The sequence below is a fragment of the Ferrovum sp. JA12 genome, assembly GCF_001431705.1.
GTDB lineage: Bacteria > Pseudomonadota > Gammaproteobacteria > Burkholderiales > Ferrovaceae > PN-J185.
Window position 1 is genome coordinate 729,177 of sequence record NZ_LJWX01000002.1, and the last position, 19,899, is coordinate 749,075.

The window sequence follows — 19,899 nt, forward strand, 5'->3', positions numbered from 1 at the left end:
TACTGTTTCCTAAAATGTCTCCAGCGACGTCAGAAAACGCCACTTACCTAAGGGTAATTGACCTAATTTAATATGACCAATCCGAACACGCTTTAAACCAACTACTTTCAAATCAACCAATTCACACATGCGTCGAATTTGTCTTTTTTTTCCTTCTTTTAACTTAAACATCAGTTGATCATCATTTAGAATAGTGACGGTTGCAGGTTTTAATTGCTGTCCGTCTAAGGATAATCCGAAGTTAAGCAAACTTAATTTCTCTCCAGTTATGTGGCCCTCATAGCGAACCAAATATTCCTTTTCAATTTGAGAGTTCTCACCAATGAGATTTTTTGCAACTCTTCCATCTTGGCTTAACACCAATAAACCGGTTGAATCAATATCAAGCCTGCCACAGGGAGCTAACCCTTTTAAAAAATTAAATTTCCCATCGAACTTAGGATTGTTCTCTGTCCAATAATTTTCTAAGGTAATTAATTTGATAGCAGGAATGTAGCCCTCTTCGGCTTGACCCGACACATAACCAATGGGCTTGTTAATCAGAACGGTAATGAGTTGATTTTGCTCATGAATGGCTTTTTTACTGATTTCAATTTGTTGACTAGGATGAATTTTGTATCCTAATTCATTAATCAAATTACCATCCACATACACCCACCCTTTTTCTATCCAAACATCTGCTTCCCGACGAGAACACAGTCCACGCTGAGACATCACTTTTGACAATCTAACTAATTCTTCACTCATCTAAAAAATCTTTAATTATTTTCGTGTGTTCATCTGACATTAAATGGGGAGCATGCCCACAACCCTCAAACTCCACTACCTGCATTGATGGCTTGGTCATTTTCATCCAATTAACCGTATTTCTAGGCAGTAAATCAGAATTACTACCTCGTATTAACAGGATTGGGCAGTTAACTTTCAACCAAAAATAACTTAAATCCACATCCATAATAGGTTTAGAATTAAAAACATTTGCTATGGCTGGATCATACTTTAACTTATACACCCCTTGAGAATTTTTAAATACACTGTGGATCGTCATATGACGCCACTGCTCATCGCTTAAGGCTCCAAAAGTACTGTAATTGTTCCTGAAATACTCTTCTGCTTGCTGCAAATGATCAAACTGTGGATCGGTACCCACATATTGTGCTAATCGATTCAGAGAGTGAGCTGTAATGTGACTTCCCACGTCATTAATCACTAATTTTCTAATAGGGCTATTGGTGTGAGCTGCAAGCATCATCCCTATAATTCCACCCATGGAAGTTCCTACCCAATCGACTGAGTTCACAGATAAACGAGCTATCAAACAAGCCATATCTGATAAATAAACTGGGTAACCATAATCTGTTTTGTTTTTCAACCAATCACTGTCACCTCGCCCAACTATATCTGGACATACCACATGATAGGACGGGCTGAGGTAGCGTCCTAAAAAGTCAAAATCATGGGCGTTTCGAGTTAATCCATGTACCGCAATAACTGTTCGGTCGGAATTAGGATTTCCCCAAGTAAAGTAGTTCACCTGATGAAATCCGTTTAACCAAAGTCCTAAAAATTGATGTTTATTCATGGGCTGGATGAGAAAAGTAATAAGACTCAGTTTCCGTAATTAGTAGATCGATAGGGCAATCATGGCTCTCTCGCGGAATTCTTTCTAAACGTTGAAATTCAAAACCAATTGATATTTTATAACTATGACCTTGTTGATTGGCTAACAATTTATCATAATACCCGCCACCGTAGCCAATCCGATATCCCTCCTTGTCATAGGCTAGCCCGGGCACCAAAATACAATCTATATCGCCTATTAATACGGCTTCACACCGACTTTCATCGGGCTCTAAAATACCCCAAATACCAGGTACCAGATGTTCTCTATCCTTCACGCGATATAGTTCAAGAACTTTTAATTCTGCATCCACCTTGGGAAAAATAATATTAGTAGTATGTTGATACAGATAATCTATCAATGGCCAGGTATTAACTTCATTCCCAAAGGAGGCATACACCATGAACGAATTAAAGCGTGAATATAACTCCTCACTTACAAACCGGTTAAAAATTAGATTTTCATTGATTTGACGCTCTTGTGGGTCTAACTGATCACGTTCAGTTAATATTTGTTTACGTATCATTTTTTTTTGATCAGCATTCATTGTAGTCAAGTATAATAAATTTTTTAGTTGAGGTTAAGTGAATGAGTCGCGAAAATATATCCAGTGGATCCACATGGGAACCTATTATAGGATACTCCAGAGCCGTTAAAGTGGGTCAAAATGTTTACGTCTCAGGAACCACAGGAACAGGCCCTGATGGTCAAATCGTTGGTAAAGAAGACGCTGAAGCACAAACTCTCCAAGCATTAACCAATATTGAAAATGCTTTAAAAAACGCAGGGGCTGAATTAAAGCATGTGGTACGAACTCGTATTTACGTAACACAAATCAATGACTGGGAAAAAATTGCTCGAGCCCATGGTAAATTCTTTAGTCAAATTCGCCCTGCTACTACCTTGGTTGAGGTCAAACGTCTCATCGATCCTGACATGCTGGTTGAGATAGATGTTGACGCAGTCATATTTTAATTGTCTCAAGCCATTACTGCATTAGAGACTCTTTAATGGACTCTAATGCAGTGGGGTCATCCAGTGTGGTGAGATCCCCCGGATCTCTCCCCTCCGCCAATGCTTGAATACTTCTTCTTAAGAGCTTGCCTGATCTTGTTTTAGGTAAAATTGATACAAAAAACACTCTTGCAGGTCGTGCAATAGCGCCCAATAACTGATCAACGGTTTGAAATAACTCATTTTCAAGTTGTGTCCTGTCGGCTTTGCTTTTGGCATAGGCATTATCCTTGGATACCACAAAAGCAAAAGGTTTTTGTCCCTTGATTGGGTCATTGACCCCGACTACTGCAACCTCCACCACATTATGATGACTACTAATAGCTTCTTCAATTTCTCTAGTGCCCAACCGATGCCCGGCCACATTAATCACATCATCAGTGCGGCCAAGAATAAAGTAATAGCCATCCGTGTCACGAACTCCCCAGTCAAAGGTAGAATAAATATATTTATCTTTAAATGTAGAAAAATAGGTTTTTACAAACCGTTCATCGTCCCCCCATATCGTAGACAAACATCCTGGAGGAAGAGGGGGAATAACAGCTAACAATCCTTTCTCATTATCCTTTGCTGGTTCACCAGTACTCTCATTGATCAATTGTACGTTGTAGCCGTAAACGGGAAAGCTTGGGCTACCAAACTTTCTCGGCGTGTTGTCCACTCCCAACATAGCAGACAAAATAGGCCATCCAGTTTCAGTTTGCCAATAATTATCTACCACAGGAATATTTAGTGATTGTGTAATCCATTGGGCTGTTGGCTCATCAAGTGGCTCTCCCGCTAGAAATAAATAACGAAGAGAACGTGTTTTGTTTTTATCTAAATAAATTGGATCCTGTTTCTTAAGTACTCGAATAGCTGTGGGGGAACTAAACATGATACTAACTTGATATTTATTGACCACATCCCACCAAATACCAGGATCTGGCCTAATGGGTAAGCCCTCATAAACAACCGTTGTCATGCCACTGATTAAGGGGCCATAAACAATGTAAGAGTGTCCCACTACCCAACCGATATCAGAGGTCGTAAAAAAAGTTTCACCGGCATTGCCACAATAAATGTGTTGTATGGAAGCACTCATAGCCACTAAATAGCCACCAGTATCTCGTTGGACTCCCTTGGGTTTTCCGGTAGTACCCGAAGTATAGAGAATATAAGAGGGATGCTCAGAGTCCACCCATTCACAGTTAACTTGGGCATTGAGATGTTTTTCCTTAATGTCCCCATAATTAACATCCCGTTGCTTGATAACTGTCCTATTCGGATCCAGTCCACGGTTAATTATTAACACGTGCTCTGGTGGGAAACTGGCTTTTTGACAAGCTTCGTCCACCAAGGGTTTATAGGGAACCACCTTCCCTCCCCTTGATCCAGCATCTGCGGTTATCATTAATTGGGGCTTAGCATCATCAATTCTTGCGGCAAGACTGTGAGCGGCAAATCCACCAAACACCACAGAATGTACAGCGCCAATTCTTGTGCAAGCATACATAGCAAAAAGAGCCTCAGGGATCATGGGCATATAAATCACCACTCGATCACCTTTTTTAACCCCTAACTCTCTCATGATAGATGCCATCACATTTACTTCATGATGTAATTGAGAAAAGCTATAAATTTTTTCTTGTTGGGTTTCTGTAGAGACGAATACCAGAGCAGCCTGATTTGCTCGGTCCTTGAGATGACGATCGATAGCGTTATAACAGATGTTTGTTTTCCCACCCACAAACCATTTTGCAAAAGGGGGACGCGAGTAATCAAGTACCTGCTTAAAAGGCTCATGCCAATATATGGACTCCGCCTCTTTACTCCAAAACTGTTCTGGTTCTTGAATGGATAAGGTATAAAAAGCTTGTAATCTCTCTCCCATAACTTACTCCCTCCCCGTATCTTATGGTGTACTACAGATTAATTATTTTATTTTTACTACATAGCGCCCGATTGTCTTACCGTTCATCATCTGCTCGAATACAGAATTGAGTTCGTTAAGTGTTATCACTTTAATACTGGTTTTAAATTGATCCGGTTTCATGGTGTTGGCAATTCTATGCCATACCTCTAATCGAGTTTTCATGGGACACGCTACAGAATCAATGCCTAACAAATTGATCCCCCTTAAAATGAAGGGCATCACCGTGGTGTGTAAATCAATTCCTGCTGCTAAACCACAACTGGCAATAGATCCATGGGTATTGACAGTTCTAGTCAGCCAAGCCAGCACACCTGAACCCACCGTATCGATGGCTCCAGCCCATAACGCTTTTTCCAAGGGTCGTTCGCCCATTTCAAATTCACCGCGAACCCAAACCTCCTTGGCACCCAGCAATTTAAGATAATCACTTTCAGATTTTTTTCCGGTAATTGCTGTGACCTCATAGCCTAAATGATGTAAAAACTCTATTGCTAAGCTACCCACTCCACCGGTAGCCCCCGTTACAACGACTTTACCCATGTTTTTATTTAATAGATTTTGTTCTAAACGAAAAATTGCAAGAGCTGCTGTAAACCCCGCAGTTCCGACCACCATCGCATCATTGAGAGAAAGGTTGGCTGGCACTTTAACCACCCAATCAGCAGGGACTCTCACAAAATGTGCATAACCACCATCATGACCCACGCCTAAGTCATAGCCAGTAACCAGTACATTCTCACCTTTAATAAAACGTTTATCAGTGGATTCAACCACCACTCCTGACACATCAATCCCCCCTATTAAAGGGAGTGATTTCATGATCTTGCCCCTACCCGTCCCAGCTAGCGCATCTTTATAATTAATACTAGAGAAATGAGCTTCAATAAGAACCTCTCCTGAGGTAAGATCATTGAAATCTATATCACACACGTGACCTTTAATCTGATCACCCTCTTGCGACACACGGTATGCTTGAAAAGACATTGGGTATCTCCCCCATTAATTGTAGTTTTTTAAATAATCTACACTTTGCATTTCAATAAGTCTACTGATGGTTCTATTAAATTCGTTAATAAAAGGGCCCTCTGTGTAAAGCTCTTCTGGTTTCCCTGCAGCACTCATAATGAGTTTTATCTTTTGATCATACAAAATATCGATCAACATCGTAAAGCGTCTTGCCTCTTCAGCTTGACTAGGGTTCATCAGGGGAACATTGGATATGAGTACTGTATGGTAATTGTGGGCTATTTCCAAATAATCTAACTGCGAACGTGGACCGTGACATAAGGCGGTAAACTCAAACCAAATCACCCCTTCACCAAAACCTTTAACAGGCAGTAAACGACCACATATTTCAATTAATGGACTATGCGCAGCGTTCTCACATAAACCGCTAAAAATATGTTCCATTTGATTAACAACATCAGTCGACAAAGGTGATAAATAGTTCTTTGACAGAGCATGGGAGCGTTGCCGGTGATCTAGTGTGCCTGAGATATTGAGTACATCGGTTTTTTCCTTAATGAGCTCAATGGCTGGCAGAAAACGCTCCCGTTGTAATCCATCTTGATACAACTCATCTGGAGCATAGTTAGAGGTGATCACCAGCACCACACCCCAATGAATCATATTTTGAAACAAACGCTCTAAAATCATGGCATCAGCTATATCGCTAACATGAAACTCATCAAAACATAACACTCTGTTCTTAACAGCTATCTCCGCTGCCACAATTTTCAAAGGATCTTTTTGGTGATGCACTTCCTTTAATCTATCTTGAATGGAAGCCATAAACTCATGGAAGTGAACACGTTTCTTTCGACGATACGGAAGAGTATCAAAAAAAGCGTCCATTAATGCACTTTTCCCTCTTCCAACCCCACCATACAGATACAACCCCTTTGGTGGAGCTTTGTTACCGAAGGTTTTGGCTAGGAGCGTTTGACGATACTTCTTAAATGCCATGAGCTCGTCATGCAATTGCTGAAGTTTTTCGACCACACGCAATTGATCTTGATCAAACTCAAAGTCTTCACGTTGACTGAAATGTTGATACCAATCCAGTGGACCAGTAAACGTGGGAGATGCAATAGAATCGCTAATATTCACGTTTACATATTCAGAGCTCTGCCATCCACAGCGAGTGCTGCCTCATGGATAACCTCGCTTAAGGATGGATGAGCATGAACAATACGAGCAATGTCCTCGCTTGATGCTTTAAATTCCATGGCAACTACTGCCTCAGTGATTAACTCTGAGGCAAATGGACCAATAATATGCATACCCAGAATTTCATCCGTATGGTGATCAGCCAAGATCTTAACGAAACCTCGGGTTTCATTAAGCCCTTTGGCACGTCCATTGGCCGCAAAAGGGAATTTTCCAACACGATAGAGAGTTTTTTCAGTTTGCAATTGTTGCTCAGTTTTACCTACCCAAGCAATCTCTGGCGAGGTATAAATCACCCAAGGAATAGTGTTAAAGTTTACATGAGTTGACTGACCATTGATTGCCTCAACTACCGCCACAGCTTCCTCTTCGGCCTTATGTGCTAACATGGGTCCACGAACCACATCACCAATAGCCCATATCTTTGGGTTAGCAGTTTGACAATGACTATCGACCGCAATAAACCCTTTCTCATCCACTGCAATGCCCACTTTCTCACAATGAAGATTATGCGTATTCGGTACACGACCAATGGAGACAATTAATTTATCAACAACGATTTTCTTGGGAATATCATCAATGTGATAGTGAATAGTAATATCTTTAGCATTGACGGAAATATCACCTAATTTAACTGAAAACTCAAAATGCAAATCTAAATCTTTGGTGTAGATTTTTAGGGCTTCAGCAGCTATGTCTTTATCCACACTCGCCAACAAAGAACTCTGCGCTTCAAGAATGGTAACCTGGCTACCTAATCTTTTCCATACACTACCCATCTCAAGACCAATAACTCCAGAGCCAATAATACCGAGACGCTTTGGTACAGAAGTGAGTGATAGGGCCCCTTCATTATCCAACACTGAAATATTATCAAAGGGTAAATGAGGAAGTGCTCTGGGCATTGATCCTGTGGCAACAATCACTTTTTCACCACAAATCTCTTCAGTGCTCTCATGGTGAGTGACCGCAAGAATAATGCCGGAATCATTTTCCCCAACAAAAGAAGCATGGCCATGTATAGAGGTAACTTTATTTTTCTTAAATAAATACGCCACACCACCTGTCAGATCATTCACAATCTTTTGTTTCCTCGATTGCATTTTTTCAAGATCAATAGTGGGCTTGGATACTGAGATACCATGATCGATAAAATCATGCTGTATTTTAGCAAAGAGCTCAGAGGACTCTAACAATGCCTTAGAGGGAATACAGCCGATATTAAGACAGGTTCCACCTAAACTGGGCTTATTATCTTGATTAACAAACTTATCAATGCAAGCTACTGACATACCGAGTTGCGCGGCCCGGATGGCGGCAATATACCCCCCAGGGCCTGCTCCAATAATCACTAAATCAAAATTTTTCATGGCTAAATATCCAATAAAAGTCTTGCAGGATCCTCTAGTGCTTCCTTAATCGCAACCAAGGTTAGGACGGCTTCTCGCCCATCAATGATTCGATGATCATAGGACATGGCAAAATAGTTCATAGGACGAATAACAATTTGCCCGTTTTCCACTACTGGACGTTCCTTGGTGGCATGCACACCCAGGATAGCCGACTGAGGAGGGTTGATAATGGGGGTGGAGAGCATAGATCCAAACACTCCACCATTAGAAATAGAAAAGGTTCCACCCGTTAATTCTTCCAAGGTAATTTTTCCATCCTTAGCGCGATTACCAAAGTCTGCAATCTGCTTTTCGATCTCTGCAATACTCATTTGATCAGCATTTCTCAAGATGGGAACAACTAACCCGCGTGCACTACCTACAGCAATCCCAATATCATAAAAGCCATGATAAATGATGTCATTACCATCAATAGAAGCATTAACAATGGGGTACTTTTTCAAAGCGGAAACAACTGCTTTAACAAAAAAAGACATAAAACCCAATTTAACGCCATGTTCCTTCTCAAACTTATCTTTATATTTGTTACGTAAATCCATAACAGGCTGCATGTTCACTTCGTTAAAGGTGGTGAGAATAGCCGCCGTTGATTGGGACTCCACCAGCCTTTCTGCAATCCGTGCCCGCAACCTTGACATGGGTACCCGTTGCTCAACTCGATCACCTACCGAATTAATCGTATTATTCGCAACAGCGGAGGTTGCTTTAGGTTGAGTTAATTGTCTAATCACATCGGCTTTAGTGACACGCCCTCCTCTGCCTGTTCCTTCTGTTTGCTGCACATCAAGGTTATTTTCTGCCAACATTTTTTTAGCCGCCGGCATAGCAATACTTGTTTTAACGGGTTTTTCTTGAATGGTTTTTTTGTCCGATACATTTGTATCAATTACAGCAGCATTTGAGGCAGGTTCTTCTGTCTGATCTGTTTTAGCCTCCGTATCAATAGTGGCAATCACTTCATCACTCACCACTTGATCACCTTGTTTTTTTAATATCGAAACCAGCTTTCCACTCGCTGGCGCAGGTAGCTCCAAGACTACTTTGTCTGTTTCAACATCAATGAGATTCTCATCTCTGGTTACCATTTCACCCACAGCTTTGTTCCAAGTTAATAAGGTGGCTTCGGCTACAGATTCAGAAAGCTGTGGAACTTTTACTTCAATGATCATGATTTTCTCCGCAAAATTCAAGCAGTAAGTGTAAGGGCTGCATCAATCAATGCTTTTTGTTGTTCATTATGCTTGGCCAAATAGCCCACAGCAGGAGATGCTGAGGAGGGTCTCAAGGCATACAATAATTTTTGATGCGGTAATAAATGGCGATTTAAATAATGTTGTATCCGGTGCCAAGCGCCTTGATTACCAGGTTCCTCTTGAGCCCATACAACAGTCTTGGCTTGGCTATACTTGTTAACCTCTGCTGCAAACTCATCGTGGGGGAAGGGGTAGAGTTGCTCAAGTCTAATCACTGCAATATTGTCAATATTGCGCGCTTTTCTCTCAGCAATAATATCGTAATAAACTTTTCCGCTACAGACCACCAGTCTTTCAACGTGACTATCCTTGAGTGTCTCCGTTTCAGCTATAACGGTTTTAAAACCACCAATGGTTAATTCCTTTAATTCAGAGGTAGCTTCTTTTCGTCTGAGTAAACTTTTAGGTGTAATCACAATGAGTGGTTTTCTCATGGGTCTAATCATTTGCCTTCTAAGCAAATGAAAGACTTGCGCAGGATTACTTGGAACACACACTTGAATGTTATATTCAGCACACAGTTGCAAATAACGCTCAAGCCGAGCTGAGGAATGCTCAGGTCCCTGCCCCTCATAGCCATGAGGAAGTAATAAGGTGAGCCCACACAGTCTACCCCATTTACTTTCACCGGAACTAATGAATTGATCGATTAATACTTGCGCACCATTAGCAAAATCACCAAACTGAGCTTCCCATATGATCAGATTTCTGGGTTCAGTGGTGGCATAACCATATTCAAAACCTAACACTGCCTCCTCGGAAAGAATAGAGTCTATCACCGTAAAATCGGGTTGGTTTTCTTTGATATGCTGCAGCGGGACAAAGATACCCGAGTCCCAACTCTGACGATTTTGATCATGAATTACAGCGTGACGATGGGAAAATGTCCCTCTACCACAATCTTGCCCTGATAAACGAATACCATATCCCTCATCAATCAGTGAGGCATAAGCCAAAGTCTCTCCCATTCCCCAATCAAGGGGTAACTCACCCTTACCCATCAACTTTCTATTATCAACCACTCGCTGGACTGAGGGATGTAACTTATACTCATTGGGAATACTGGTAATTTTCTCACTTAAACGTTTTAATACCTTTAATGGGAGGGCAGTTGATGAGTTTGCGCGCCAATCTGTTTGCTTATAAATACCCCAATTGAGCGTAAAGGGGCTTTGATAACCTTGGATAACGGTTTGATCAAGAAGAACTCCTGCATCCAGGGCATCGCGATAAGCTAAAACATACTTATCTCCCTCTCCTTTCTCAAGGATAGAGGTGCTTTCTAATAAATCTGCATAGAGTTTTCTTGTGGTGGGCAGAGCATTAATCTTTTTATACATCCAAGGTTGAGTCACCATTGGCTCATCCTGCTCATTGTGACCCAGTCTTCTATAGCAGACGAGATCGATGATGACATCTGAGTGAAAAGTATTTCTGTAATCTAAAGCTACTTGGGTGACCAATAAAACACTTTCAGGATCATCACCGTTCACATGAAATACTGGCGCTTCAATCATTTTTGCGATATCAGTACAGTAAGTAGTAGAACGAGTATCTCGGGGGTCAGAGGTTGTGAAACCAATTTGGTTATTAATCACTATATGCAACGTTCCACCAGTTGCATAACCACGTGTTTTGGATAGAGCCATAGTTTCCATCACAACACCTTGACCCGCAAAGGCAGAGTCACCATGGATTAACACCGGTAATACTTGGTCTCCATGGACATCCTTTCGCCGATCTTGCCTTGCTCTCACTGACCCCTCCACCACAGGATTCACAATCTCTAAATGGGAGGGATTAAAGGCCAAGGTCAAGTGTACAGGTCCACCTGAGGTTTTGATGTCCGATGAGAAGCCTTGGTGGTATTTCACGTCACCTGAACTAAGTTCAGAGGAATGCTTCCCTTCAAACTCTGAAAACAAATCTCGAGGCATTTTCCCTAGACAGTTCACCAAAACATTTAAGCGACCTCGGTGAGCCATACCAACAACAATTTCTTTTGTACCAAACACGCCAGCGCGTTGAATTGTTTCATTCACAATAGGAATTAGCGACTCGCCTCCTTCCAGTGAAAAACGTTTCTGTCCCACATATCTGGTATGTAAATATCTCTCCAGAGTCTCTGCTGCAGTAATATGTTGTAAAAGACTTTTTTTATCCTCTGGGCTTAAGATAATCTTAGATCGCGCCCCCTCAAAACGACCTTGAATCCATCTTTTTTGCTCTGTGCTGGTTAAGTACATGTACTCAATCCCGACATGACCACAATAAGTCTCTTTGAGTGCCGTTAATATATTTCTTAAAGTCGCTCTGGCAGGTCCCACCAAAGAGCCTGTATCAAACTGCTCGTCAAGATCGGTATCTTCCAAACCATACTGATGGTAGTCCAACTCAGGAACACTGTCAGGAGCATGTCTTTGAAGAGGATCCAAATCGGCAATTCGATTACCAAGAAAACGATAAGCGTTAATGAGTTGTAGAACGGCGACTTGTTTTGGATTGTGTGAGAGGTTAACTGTGGTGGTAGATGGTTTATGTTTGGCATACTGGGCAAAATGTTCGAGAATGTCACTATGTATTACATCTTTTGCCTGAGTGGGAGATGTTTTTTGAAGTTCATCAAAATATCGTCTCCAATCTTCTTTGACATTGTCCGGATTATCTAAATAAAGCTCATATTGTTCTTCAATAAAAGGGGCATTAGAGCCAAACAGATATGAGCTATCGAGATCATCCTTAAACATAATCATTCCTCAAAAGTGTATTAACCTGCCATGTAAAACTTAGCTACGTTTTTCAATTGGTTGCCAATCTCTTTTATCTTGGCCAATATAAAGCTGTCGTGGACGACCAATTTTTTGTTCTGGATCAGAGATCATTTCGTTCCACTGTGAAATCCAACCTACCGTTCTACCTAATGCAAAAACGGCGGTAAACATACTTACTGGTATCCCTAGTGCTCTCAAAACAATACCGGAATAAAAATCCACGTTCGGATAAAGTTTTTTGGAAATAAAATAGTCATCTTCAAGAGCGATTTTTTCCAATTCAAGAGCCAATTTAAACATAGGGTCATCATGGAGGCCCAATTCGTTTAATACTTCATGACAGGTCTTGCGCATAACCCCAGCGCGCGGATCCATGTTTTTATAAACACGATGGCCAAAACCCATTAATCTAAATGAATCATTTTTATCTTTGGCACGGGCAATGTATTTCCCAACTTGAGAGACGTCACCAATTTCCGCCAATTGTTTTAATACAGCTTCGTTCGCACCACCATGAGCAGGTCCCCATAAAGCAGCAATCCCTGCAGCTATACAAGCGAAGGGATTGGCACCGCTTGACCCTGCTAATCTTACAGTGGAGGTTGAGGCATTTTGCTCATGGTCCGCATGGAGTGTCAGAATTCTGTCAAAAGCACGAACTAAAATTGGGTTTGGTACATACTCTTCACAGGGGGTAGCAAACATCATGTGCAGAAAATTCGCCGCATAACTTAAATCATTCCTTGGGTACATAAAAGGAAGACCTGTGTTATAGCGATAACACATTGCAGCGATAGTGGGAACTTTCGCTAGCAATCTGGTGGCTGAGATAGAACGGTGTTCTGCATTGGTGATATTGAGGGAATCATGATAAAAAGCTGACAACGCTCCCACCACACCCACCATGACAGCCATGGGGTGAGCATCGCGCCTGAAACCCTTAAAGAAATTAGTTAACTGATCATGCACCATAGTATGGCGACGAATATTTTGTTCGAAATCAATACGCTGTTTTTGGGTCGGTAAATCACCATTGAGGAGTAGAAAGCATACTTCCATAAAATCTGAATGTTCAGCCAACTGTTCTATGGGGTAACCGCGGTAGTAGAGCAACCCCTGATCGCCATCAATATAAGTAATTTCAGATTTACAACTGGCTGTAGCAAGAAACCCTGGATCATAAGTAAACATCCCTGTTTGGCCCAGTGCACGAATATCAATGACATCAGGACCAATTGATCCCGAATAAATAGGCAAATCAACGCTATTGCCATCAGGTGTGATTAATTTTGCACTTTTAGTACTATCCATGAATTACTCTCCCAATATTCAAAATACGCTATAAACTTAAGAAGTTCTTATTTTATTCATTAACTCTATCTCTGCCGCACCTTCAACTTCACGCCTTCCCATGGCCAAGTCCAGAAGATCATTATCCGACAGTAATAAGAAAGTGTCATACACCAAAATTTCTTCCTCTGTGAGGGAGGATAAATGCTTTGATAAGAATCTCTCAAGTATCAAATCCATCTCAAGTAATCCGCGACGACTGCGCCAAATGATTCTATCAACTCTATTCCTGTCTAAAGTCATATTAAACAGATCTTTTTAACAGAGCATCCTTAATTTTACCGATGGCCTTAGTAGGGTTAAGACCTTTGGGACACACATCCACACAATTCATAATGGTATGACATCGGAATAAGCGGTAGGGGTCCTCAAGATTGTCAAGTCGCTCGTTAGTGGCTTCATCTCGGGTGTCAGCAATAAACCGATAGGCTTGTAACAGACCTGCAGGTCCTACAAACTTATCAGGGTTCCACCAAAAAGAGGGGCATGATGTGGTACAACAAGCACACAGCACGCATTCATACAATCCATTTAATTCTTCACGATCCTCTGGGGACTGCAGGCGCTCTTTTTGCGGTGGCGGTGTATCATTAATCAAATAGGGTTTTACAGAATTATATTGTTTAAAGAATTGACCCATATCCACAATTAAATCACGAATAACGGGTAAACCGGGTAGCGGTCTTAATACCACTGGCTCTTTTAAGTCCTTAAGAGGTGTAATACAGGCCAAACCATTTTTACCATTAATATTCATCCCATCAGAACCACATACTCCCTCACGGCATGACTTTCTCAAGCCAATACTGTCGTCAATAGACTTAATTTTTAGAATTGCATCCAGTAACATTCTGTCAGTGGTTGCCAATTCAACATCAAAGTCTTGCATATAGGGTTTTTCATCAACTTCTGGATTAAAACGATAAATACTAAATTTCATTGTTCACTCCAAATTAATAGACTCTAACTTTAGGCTCGAAGGATTCTACCGTCAGTGGTTTTAAGTTAACTGGCTTGTAATCCATACGGTTTTGTTCTAAATACCATAAACTGTGTTTCAGCCAAGTCTTATCATCTCTTTCTTTAAAATCATCTCTAGCATGAGCACCACGACTTTCTTTTCTCGCTTCGGCAGACACTAAAGTCGCTTGTGCAATAATGATCAGGTTTTCAAGCTCTAAGGCTTCAATACGTGCTGTGTTAAAGACTTTACTCTTGTCTTTCACATAAGTTCTTTGCACACGTTCAGCCACTTCCTTAATATTTTCAACTCCTTCAGTGAGTAACTCGTTGGTTCTAAACACACCGGCGTGATTTTGGACAGTACGACGTAAATCTTGCCCCACTTCATAAACGCTCTCACCGCTTGTGGCACCATCAATTCTAGCTAAACGTGACAGTGATAACTCTCCAGCGTCCTTAGGTAAATCCCTATGCTGTGGATTTGTCTTTAACCATTGAACCAAATGGTCTCCTGCAGATTTACCAAAGACCAATAAATCTAACAATGAGTTGGTACCCAGACGATTGGCACCATGCACTGATACACAAGCACACTCCCCAATAGCGTATAACCCTGGGACAATAGAACTTGGGTTACCGTTTTTTGGAACCACTACTTGGCCATAATAGTTGGTAGGAATACCTCCCATCTGGTAATGACAAGTAGGAACCACAGGGATTGGCTCTTTGATTGGATCAACGTGAGCAAATTTAATGGCTATCTCACGAATACCGGGCAACCTTTTATTAATGACGTCAGGGCCTAAATGGTCAAGTTTTAATAACACATAGTCTTTCTCAGGGCCTACACCTCTACCCTCTTTAATCTCTTGATCCATGGCTCGCGATACCACATCACGACTCGCCAAATCCTTCATCGTAGGGGCGTAACGCTCCATAAAACGCTCACCCTGTGAATTCAGTAAAATACCTCCTTCGCCGCGAACCCCTTCAGTAATTAGTACGCCAGCCCCTGCCACACCGGTTGGGTGGAATTGCCAGAACTCCATATCCTCGAGAGGGATACCAGCCCGGGCAGCCATCCCCATCCCATCACCTGTGTTAATATAAGCATTAGTACTGGAACGATATATTCTGCCAGCTCCTCCCGTTGCAAGAACCACTGCTTTGGATTGGAACAACACCACATTACCCGTTTCCATTTCCATGGCCACAATACCCACCACCGCACCCTCATAATCTCGAATCAAATCAAGGGCCATCCATTCCACAAAAAATTGACAGCGAGCTCTGACATTACGTTGATATAAAGTATGAAGCATGGCATGACCAGTTCTATCGGCCGCAGCACAGGCACGTTGAACGGGTTTTTCACCAAAGTTTTGAGAATGACCACCAAAAGGTCTTTGATAAATAGTTCCATCAGGATTTCTATCAAAAGGCATACCAAAGTGTTCAAGCTCATAAACCACTTCCGCGGCTTTTCGGCACATGTACTCAATGGCGTCCTGATCCCCTAGATAATCAGATCCTTTAATGGTGTCATACATATGCCATAACCAATTATCTTCTTGCATATTCCCAAGAGAAGCACCAATTCCCCCTTGTGCTGCTACGGTATGAGAACGCGTTGGAAAGACTTTGGAAAATACTGCTACGCGGTATCCACCCTCGGCAAGTTGAAGGGCGGCTCGTAAACCTGACCCCCCACCACCCACAATAATCGTATCAAATACTTGTTTAGTTAAGGCCATTCATTAACTCCATAGAATCAGTAATGCCCAGGCACCATAGCCAATCAGGGCAACAACAACACTCACTTGTAAGGCGAATCTTAGAGATGTGGGCTTGATATAGTCCATGAAAATATCTCGAACACCAATCCAAGCATGAAACAGTAAACACATCACAAACATCAATGTCACAACTTTGACAAGTCGATTAGTGAAGAGTTGATGTATCTCTTGGTAACCAAAGGTATCCATTAAAAAAACAACTGCCACAAAAGCGAGCACATAAACGGCCATCACAACGGCACTTACACGTTGAATAATCCAATCCTTTAAACCGTAATGGGCTCCTACAATAACTCGTTTCACCATAATTTAACTCCAATAATTAGGGTTAAAAGAATACTAACCATCAAGACAATCATGCTGGAGAGCCTAGCTCCTGCAAGTTCAATACCAATATGTAAATCCAGGAGCAAATAACGAATTCCTGCACAAAAATGATGTAAAAAAGACCATAACATTAATAAAAGCGATAATTTGAGCAGTGGATGCTGTAACCATGTAACCATTTGTTGGTACTCTGCCGCAGAATGAATTACCGACTGGACAACCCATAAAAGAAAGGGAATACCGATTAAGAACAACAACGCCCCACTGATTCGGTGCAAAATAGAAACTACCCCAGGCACAGGAAGTTTAATGGTAGTTAAATCTAAGTTCTTAGGTCTCTTCTTGGTGATTACTGACATAAATATCCTCTTAGCTCATTTCTGTCACATACGAAAATTTATCGGTATTACACAGCCCTCTTCGCCATTCCACTGGTCTGTCACCATAAGTAAAAGCGACACGATCAACTTGTAATAGGGGCTGGCGCTCAGGTACCATTAATAATTTCGCTACTTCAGAGGTGGCAGCCACTGCCTTAATATGCTCCTCAGCTCGAATCATGGTAATTCCAAAACGGGTTTCAAAAAAACTATAAAGAGAACCCGAAAAACTTTTCACCATACTCTCATCTAACCCCTTAAAGTAATTAACTGGAATATGTATTTCATCAAATATTTGTGCTTTATTTTTGTAACTTAAGATTCTCTTAATACAGTAGATACCAGCACCTACTCTTAGTTCAAGAAGATTAGCAGAAACTTCAGGCGCTTTTTCACGAGTAACTGATAAAAACTGACTAATAGGATATTCTACTTTACCATCATCACGATTGATACGTAGAAAACGGGTTGATGAAATTTCCGTGGTGTGACTTGCCACATAAGTGCCTTTTCCTTGGCGACGAATGAGAATATTTTCAGCTGCGAGTTCATCGATGGCTTTCCTGACAGTACCTTGACTCACTTTGTAACGATTAGCCAAATCAATTTCACTTGGAATAGAATCACCCGGTTTCCATTCACCCGCAATTAAACTCTGCGTTATTAATATTTTTATCTGATCGTAAAGAGGCCTATAACTTGGCGACATTAGACTATTCATTACAGCTCCTTTGGCACCTTTTGAATATAACATGCTTGAGCAGTATTTTTCAATATTATATATCTTATATAAGATATATAATAATTGACATATAAAACATTAATACATTAATATATTTATAAAAAAAAATCCAATATTTTTTATCTAAAAGTGAAAGTTTATGGCACATATTACTCCGGGAAGTAAACTGCGTAGCGCCATCATTCAAGAGAAGCCCTTGCAAATTGTTGGAACCATTAATGCCTATACAGCTCGCATGGCAGAACGTGTTGGATACAAAGCTATTTATTTGTCAGGAGGCGGGGTTGCCGCAAACTCACTCGGCATGCCAGATCTTGGCATTTCTAGTCTCGAAGATGTTTTAATCGATATACGTAGAATTACCGATAGCACTACTCTCCCCCTTCTCGTGGATGCAGATACTGGCTGGGGAGGTGCATTTAACATAGCTCGTACTGTAAAAAGTATGATAAAAGCTGGCGCCGCCGGACTTCATATCGAAGATCAAATACAAACCAAACGTTGCGGACATAGACCCAATAAAGCCATTGTTAGTCTTCATGAGATGGTGGATCGTATTAAAGCTGCAGTGGATGCAAGACAAGATGATTCCTTCGTGATCATGGCTCGAACTGATGCTTTGGCTGTGGAGGGAGTCAACGCTGCCATTGATAGAGCACAAGCTTGTATCGAAGCAGGCGCAGATATGCTCTTTCCTGAGGCCGTTACCGAGTTGAGCTTGTATCAACAATTTAAAGACAAAGTAAAGCAACCCATATTAGCTAATATTACGGAATTCGGCGCAACCCCTCTTTACACTACAGCCGAACTGAAATCAGTGGGCGTTGATATAGTTCTCTATTGCTGCGGGGCTTACCGAGCCATGAATAAAGCGGCCTTGAAGGTTTACGAAGCTATTCGCCATGACGGCACACAGAAAAATGTTGTCAATCTCATGCAAACTCGAGCGGAATTATATGATTTCTTAGACTATCATTCTTATGAACAAAAACTCGATGCCCTATTTAACAAGGAGGAGGAGATATAATGAGTTCAGATACTAATCTTTTGCCAACAGGTAAGGTCAAAAAATCCGTTGCCCTGTCCGGAGTTGTGGCAGGTAATACAGGTATTTGTACGGTAGGTGTAAGTGGAAACGATTTACACTATCGAGGATTTGATATTCTTGATTTGGCAAAACACGCTACTTTTGAAGAAGTGGCTCACTTACTGATTCATGACCATCTCCCCTCAAAGTCTGAACTCAAACAATATCGAAACAAATTACAATCTTTGAGGGGTTTACCCGCTCAACTAAAAATTGTTTTAGAGCAAATTCCAGCGGCTGCTCACCCTATGGATGTCTTACGAACCGGTGTTTCAATGCTGGGCACATTATTGCCTGAAAAAGATGATCACAATATTACTGGGGCAAGGGATATCGCTGATCAACTTATGGGATCCTTTGGATCCATGTTGCTATACTGGTATCATTTCTCTCATCACGGGCGCCAAATAGAGGTGGAAACAAACGATGAGAGTATTGCAGGGCATTTTCTTCATTTACTGCATGGCAAACAACCTAGCGCCTCCCATATTCAAGCCTTGGATACTTCTCTGATCCTTTACGCTGAACACGAATTTAATGCCTCAACCTTCGCTGCCAGAGTGACCGCTGGCACACTCTCCGATATTTATTCGTCGATCACCTCCGGGATTGGGACCTTACGAGGGCCTAAACATGGGGGCGCTAATGAAGTAGCTATGGATATTATTCGTCGCTACCACAGTGCCGAAGAAGCCGAAATTGATATTCAGCAACGCATTACAAATAAAGAGATCATTATCGGTTTCGGTCATCCCGTTTACACAATTTCCGATCCCCGTAATCAAATCATTAAAGAAATCTCAAGAAGATTATGTCAGGAAGCTGGGTACTTAAACTTGTTTGATATTTCCGAACGTATTGAACAGGTGATGTGGAATGAGAAAAAAATGTTCCCTAATCTTGACTGGTATAGCGCCTCCAGTTACCACATGATGGGTATCCCGACAGCCATGTTTACGCCTATTTTTGTTATAGCAAGAACTGCCGGATGGTCAGCACATGTTATGGAACAAAGAATCGATAATAAAATTATCAGACCCAGTGCAAATTATATAGGTCCAGAAGCTAAGACCTTTACCCCCATAGACTTACGTTAAAT

At 41.4% G+C, this 19,899-nt stretch carries 19 protein-coding genes; 3 read left to right on the top strand and 16 right to left on the bottom strand.

Going from position 1 to position 19,899, the window contains the following annotated elements:
* Nucleotides 1–9: 9 nt before the first annotated feature.
* Genes FERRO_RS08540 through FERRO_RS08550 form a run of 3 tightly spaced genes read right to left on the bottom strand, consistent with a single transcriptional unit; the run spans nt 10 to nt 2,147 of the window.
* A complete protein-coding gene (locus FERRO_RS08540) occupies nt 10–747 on the bottom strand; it encodes a pseudouridine synthase (RefSeq protein WP_056930429.1) in 738 nt (245 codons plus the stop codon).
* Nucleotides 740–1,582, bottom strand: a complete 843-nt coding sequence (locus tag FERRO_RS08545) for an alpha/beta fold hydrolase (RefSeq protein ID WP_056930430.1) — start codon at nt 1,580–1,582, stop codon at nt 740–742. Before FERRO_RS08545 ends, FERRO_RS08540 begins: the two co-directional genes overlap by 8 nt.
* Nucleotides 1,575–2,147 carry a 5-formyltetrahydrofolate cyclo-ligase gene (locus FERRO_RS08550; RefSeq protein ID WP_160318130.1) on the bottom strand — a complete coding sequence of 191 codons (573 nt, stop codon included), beginning with the start codon at nt 2,145–2,147 and terminating at the stop codon, nt 1,575–1,577. Before FERRO_RS08550 ends, FERRO_RS08545 begins: the two co-directional genes overlap by 8 nt.
* 62 nt (nt 2,148–2,209) lie before the next feature.
* Between FERRO_RS08550 and FERRO_RS08555 the strand changes: the two genes are divergently transcribed.
* Nucleotides 2,210–2,596, top strand: a complete 387-nt coding sequence (locus FERRO_RS08555; RefSeq protein WP_056930432.1) for a RidA family protein — start codon at nt 2,210–2,212, stop codon at nt 2,594–2,596.
* 13 nt (nt 2,597–2,609) lie between these two features.
* Here the strand turns inward: FERRO_RS08555 and FERRO_RS08560 are convergent, their stop codons facing one another.
* Genes FERRO_RS08560 through FERRO_RS08620 form a run of 13 tightly spaced genes read right to left on the bottom strand, consistent with a single transcriptional unit; the run spans nt 2,610 to nt 17,692 of the window.
* On the bottom strand, nt 2,610–4,508 hold the full coding sequence (locus FERRO_RS08560) for a propionate--CoA ligase (RefSeq protein WP_056930433.1): 1,899 nt from the start codon (nt 4,506–4,508) through the stop codon (nt 2,610–2,612).
* A gap of 42 nt (nt 4,509–4,550) precedes the next feature.
* Complete coding sequence (locus tag FERRO_RS08565; protein ID WP_056930434.1) at nt 4,551–5,534, bottom strand: oxidoreductase; 984 nt, start codon at nt 5,532–5,534, stop codon at nt 4,551–4,553.
* 15 nt (nt 5,535–5,549) lie between these two features.
* Nucleotides 5,550–6,659: a cell division protein ZapE gene (zapE, locus tag FERRO_RS08570; protein ID WP_056930435.1), complete on the bottom strand. Its 1,110-nt coding sequence runs from the start codon at nt 6,657–6,659 to the stop codon at nt 5,550–5,552.
* Nucleotides 6,660–6,661: 2 nt separating this feature from the next.
* Nucleotides 6,662–8,089 carry a dihydrolipoyl dehydrogenase gene (gene lpdA / locus FERRO_RS08575; protein ID WP_056930436.1) on the bottom strand — a complete coding sequence of 476 codons (1,428 nt, stop codon included), beginning with the start codon at nt 8,087–8,089 and terminating at the stop codon, nt 6,662–6,664.
* A 2-nt stretch (nt 8,090–8,091) separates the two neighbouring features.
* A complete protein-coding gene (odhB, locus tag FERRO_RS08580) occupies nt 8,092–9,303 on the bottom strand; it encodes a 2-oxoglutarate dehydrogenase complex dihydrolipoyllysine-residue succinyltransferase (protein ID WP_152975750.1) in 1,212 nt (403 codons plus the stop codon).
* Between the two features lie 14 nt (nt 9,304–9,317).
* The gene (locus tag FERRO_RS08585) at nt 9,318–12,131 is read right to left on the bottom strand and encodes a 2-oxoglutarate dehydrogenase E1 component (RefSeq protein ID WP_056930438.1); all 2,814 of its coding nucleotides are present in this window, start codon (nt 12,129–12,131) and stop codon (nt 9,318–9,320) included.
* Between the two features lie 39 nt (nt 12,132–12,170).
* On the bottom strand, nt 12,171–13,466 hold the full coding sequence (gltA, locus tag FERRO_RS08590; protein WP_056930439.1) for a citrate synthase: 1,296 nt from the start codon (nt 13,464–13,466) through the stop codon (nt 12,171–12,173).
* Between the two features lie 36 nt (nt 13,467–13,502).
* Nucleotides 13,503–13,748: an FAD assembly factor SdhE gene (locus FERRO_RS08595; RefSeq protein ID WP_056930440.1), complete on the bottom strand. Its 246-nt coding sequence runs from the start codon at nt 13,746–13,748 to the stop codon at nt 13,503–13,505.
* Between the two features lies 1 nt (nt 13,749).
* On the bottom strand, nt 13,750–14,445 hold the full coding sequence (locus FERRO_RS08600; RefSeq protein ID WP_056930441.1) for a succinate dehydrogenase iron-sulfur subunit: 696 nt from the start codon (nt 14,443–14,445) through the stop codon (nt 13,750–13,752).
* A 13-nt stretch (nt 14,446–14,458) separates the two neighbouring features.
* Nucleotides 14,459–16,222 (bottom strand): succinate dehydrogenase flavoprotein subunit, encoded by a 1,764-nt coding sequence (gene sdhA / locus FERRO_RS08605; RefSeq protein WP_056930442.1) that lies wholly within the window; start codon nt 16,220–16,222, stop codon nt 14,459–14,461.
* A gap of 3 nt (nt 16,223–16,225) precedes the next feature.
* Nucleotides 16,226–16,570, bottom strand: coding sequence for a succinate dehydrogenase, hydrophobic membrane anchor protein (gene sdhD / locus FERRO_RS08610; protein ID WP_056930443.1), 345 nt, complete (start codon nt 16,568–16,570; stop codon nt 16,226–16,228).
* A complete protein-coding gene (sdhC, locus tag FERRO_RS08615; protein WP_056930444.1) occupies nt 16,564–16,950 on the bottom strand; it encodes a succinate dehydrogenase, cytochrome b556 subunit in 387 nt (128 codons plus the stop codon). The genes sdhD and sdhC overlap by 7 nt, the downstream gene beginning before the upstream one ends.
* Nucleotides 16,951–16,960: 10 nt before the next feature.
* The gene (locus FERRO_RS08620) at nt 16,961–17,692 is read right to left on the bottom strand and encodes a GntR family transcriptional regulator (protein ID WP_056930445.1); all 732 of its coding nucleotides are present in this window, start codon (nt 17,690–17,692) and stop codon (nt 16,961–16,963) included.
* 160 nt (nt 17,693–17,852) lie between these two features.
* On the opposite strand from FERRO_RS08620, the gene prpB reads away from it, so the two are divergent.
* Together prpB and prpC are read left to right on the top strand one after the other, a co-directional pair.
* A complete protein-coding gene (gene prpB / locus FERRO_RS08625) occupies nt 17,853–18,740 on the top strand; it encodes a methylisocitrate lyase (protein WP_056930446.1) in 888 nt (295 codons plus the stop codon).
* Nucleotides 18,740–19,897, top strand: a complete 1,158-nt coding sequence (prpC, locus tag FERRO_RS08630) for a bifunctional 2-methylcitrate synthase/citrate synthase (protein ID WP_056930447.1) — start codon at nt 18,740–18,742, stop codon at nt 19,895–19,897. The genes prpB and prpC overlap by 1 nt, the downstream gene beginning before the upstream one ends.
* The last annotated feature ends 2 nt before the right edge of the window (nt 19,898–19,899 follow it).

Excerpts from the sequence above, each read along its gene's own strand:
- FERRO_RS08540 (WP_056930429.1), bottom strand. The coding sequence starts at position 747 with ATGAGTGAAGAATTAGTTAGATTGTCAAAAGTGATGTCTCAGCGTGGA.
- FERRO_RS08545 (WP_056930430.1), bottom strand. The coding sequence starts at position 1,582 with ATGAATAAACATCAATTTTTAGGACTTTGGTTAAACGGATTTCATCAG.
- FERRO_RS08550 (WP_160318130.1), bottom strand. The coding sequence starts at position 2,147 with ATGATACGTAAACAAATATTAACTGAACGTGATCAGTTAGACCCACAA.
- FERRO_RS08555 (WP_056930432.1), top strand. The coding sequence starts at position 2,210 with ATGAGTCGCGAAAATATATCCAGTGGATCCACATGGGAACCTATTATA.
- FERRO_RS08560 (WP_056930433.1), bottom strand. The coding sequence starts at position 4,508 with ATGGGAGAGAGATTACAAGCTTTTTATACCTTATCCATTCAAGAACCA.
- FERRO_RS08565 (WP_056930434.1), bottom strand. The coding sequence starts at position 5,534 with ATGTCTTTTCAAGCATACCGTGTGTCGCAAGAGGGTGATCAGATTAAA.
- lpdA (WP_056930436.1), bottom strand. The coding sequence starts at position 8,089 with ATGAAAAATTTTGATTTAGTGATTATTGGAGCAGGCCCTGGGGGGTAT.
- FERRO_RS08585 (WP_056930438.1), bottom strand. The coding sequence starts at position 12,131 with ATGTTTAAGGATGATCTCGATAGCTCATATCTGTTTGGCTCTAATGCC.
- gltA (WP_056930439.1), bottom strand. The coding sequence starts at position 13,466 with ATGGATAGTACTAAAAGTGCAAAATTAATCACACCTGATGGCAATAGC.
- FERRO_RS08595 (WP_056930440.1), bottom strand. The coding sequence starts at position 13,748 with ATGACTTTAGACAGGAATAGAGTTGATAGAATCATTTGGCGCAGTCGT.
- FERRO_RS08600 (WP_056930441.1), bottom strand. The coding sequence starts at position 14,445 with ATGAAATTTAGTATTTATCGTTTTAATCCAGAAGTTGATGAAAAACCC.
- sdhA (WP_056930442.1), bottom strand. The coding sequence starts at position 16,222 with ATGGCCTTAACTAAACAAGTATTTGATACGATTATTGTGGGTGGTGGG.
- sdhD (WP_056930443.1), bottom strand. The coding sequence starts at position 16,570 with ATGGTGAAACGAGTTATTGTAGGAGCCCATTACGGTTTAAAGGATTGG.
- sdhC (WP_056930444.1), bottom strand. The coding sequence starts at position 16,950 with ATGTCAGTAATCACCAAGAAGAGACCTAAGAACTTAGATTTAACTACC.
- FERRO_RS08620 (WP_056930445.1), bottom strand. The coding sequence starts at position 17,692 with ATGAATAGTCTAATGTCGCCAAGTTATAGGCCTCTTTACGATCAGATA.
- prpB (WP_056930446.1), top strand. The coding sequence starts at position 17,853 with ATGGCACATATTACTCCGGGAAGTAAACTGCGTAGCGCCATCATTCAA.
- prpC (WP_056930447.1), top strand. The coding sequence starts at position 18,740 with ATGAGTTCAGATACTAATCTTTTGCCAACAGGTAAGGTCAAAAAATCC.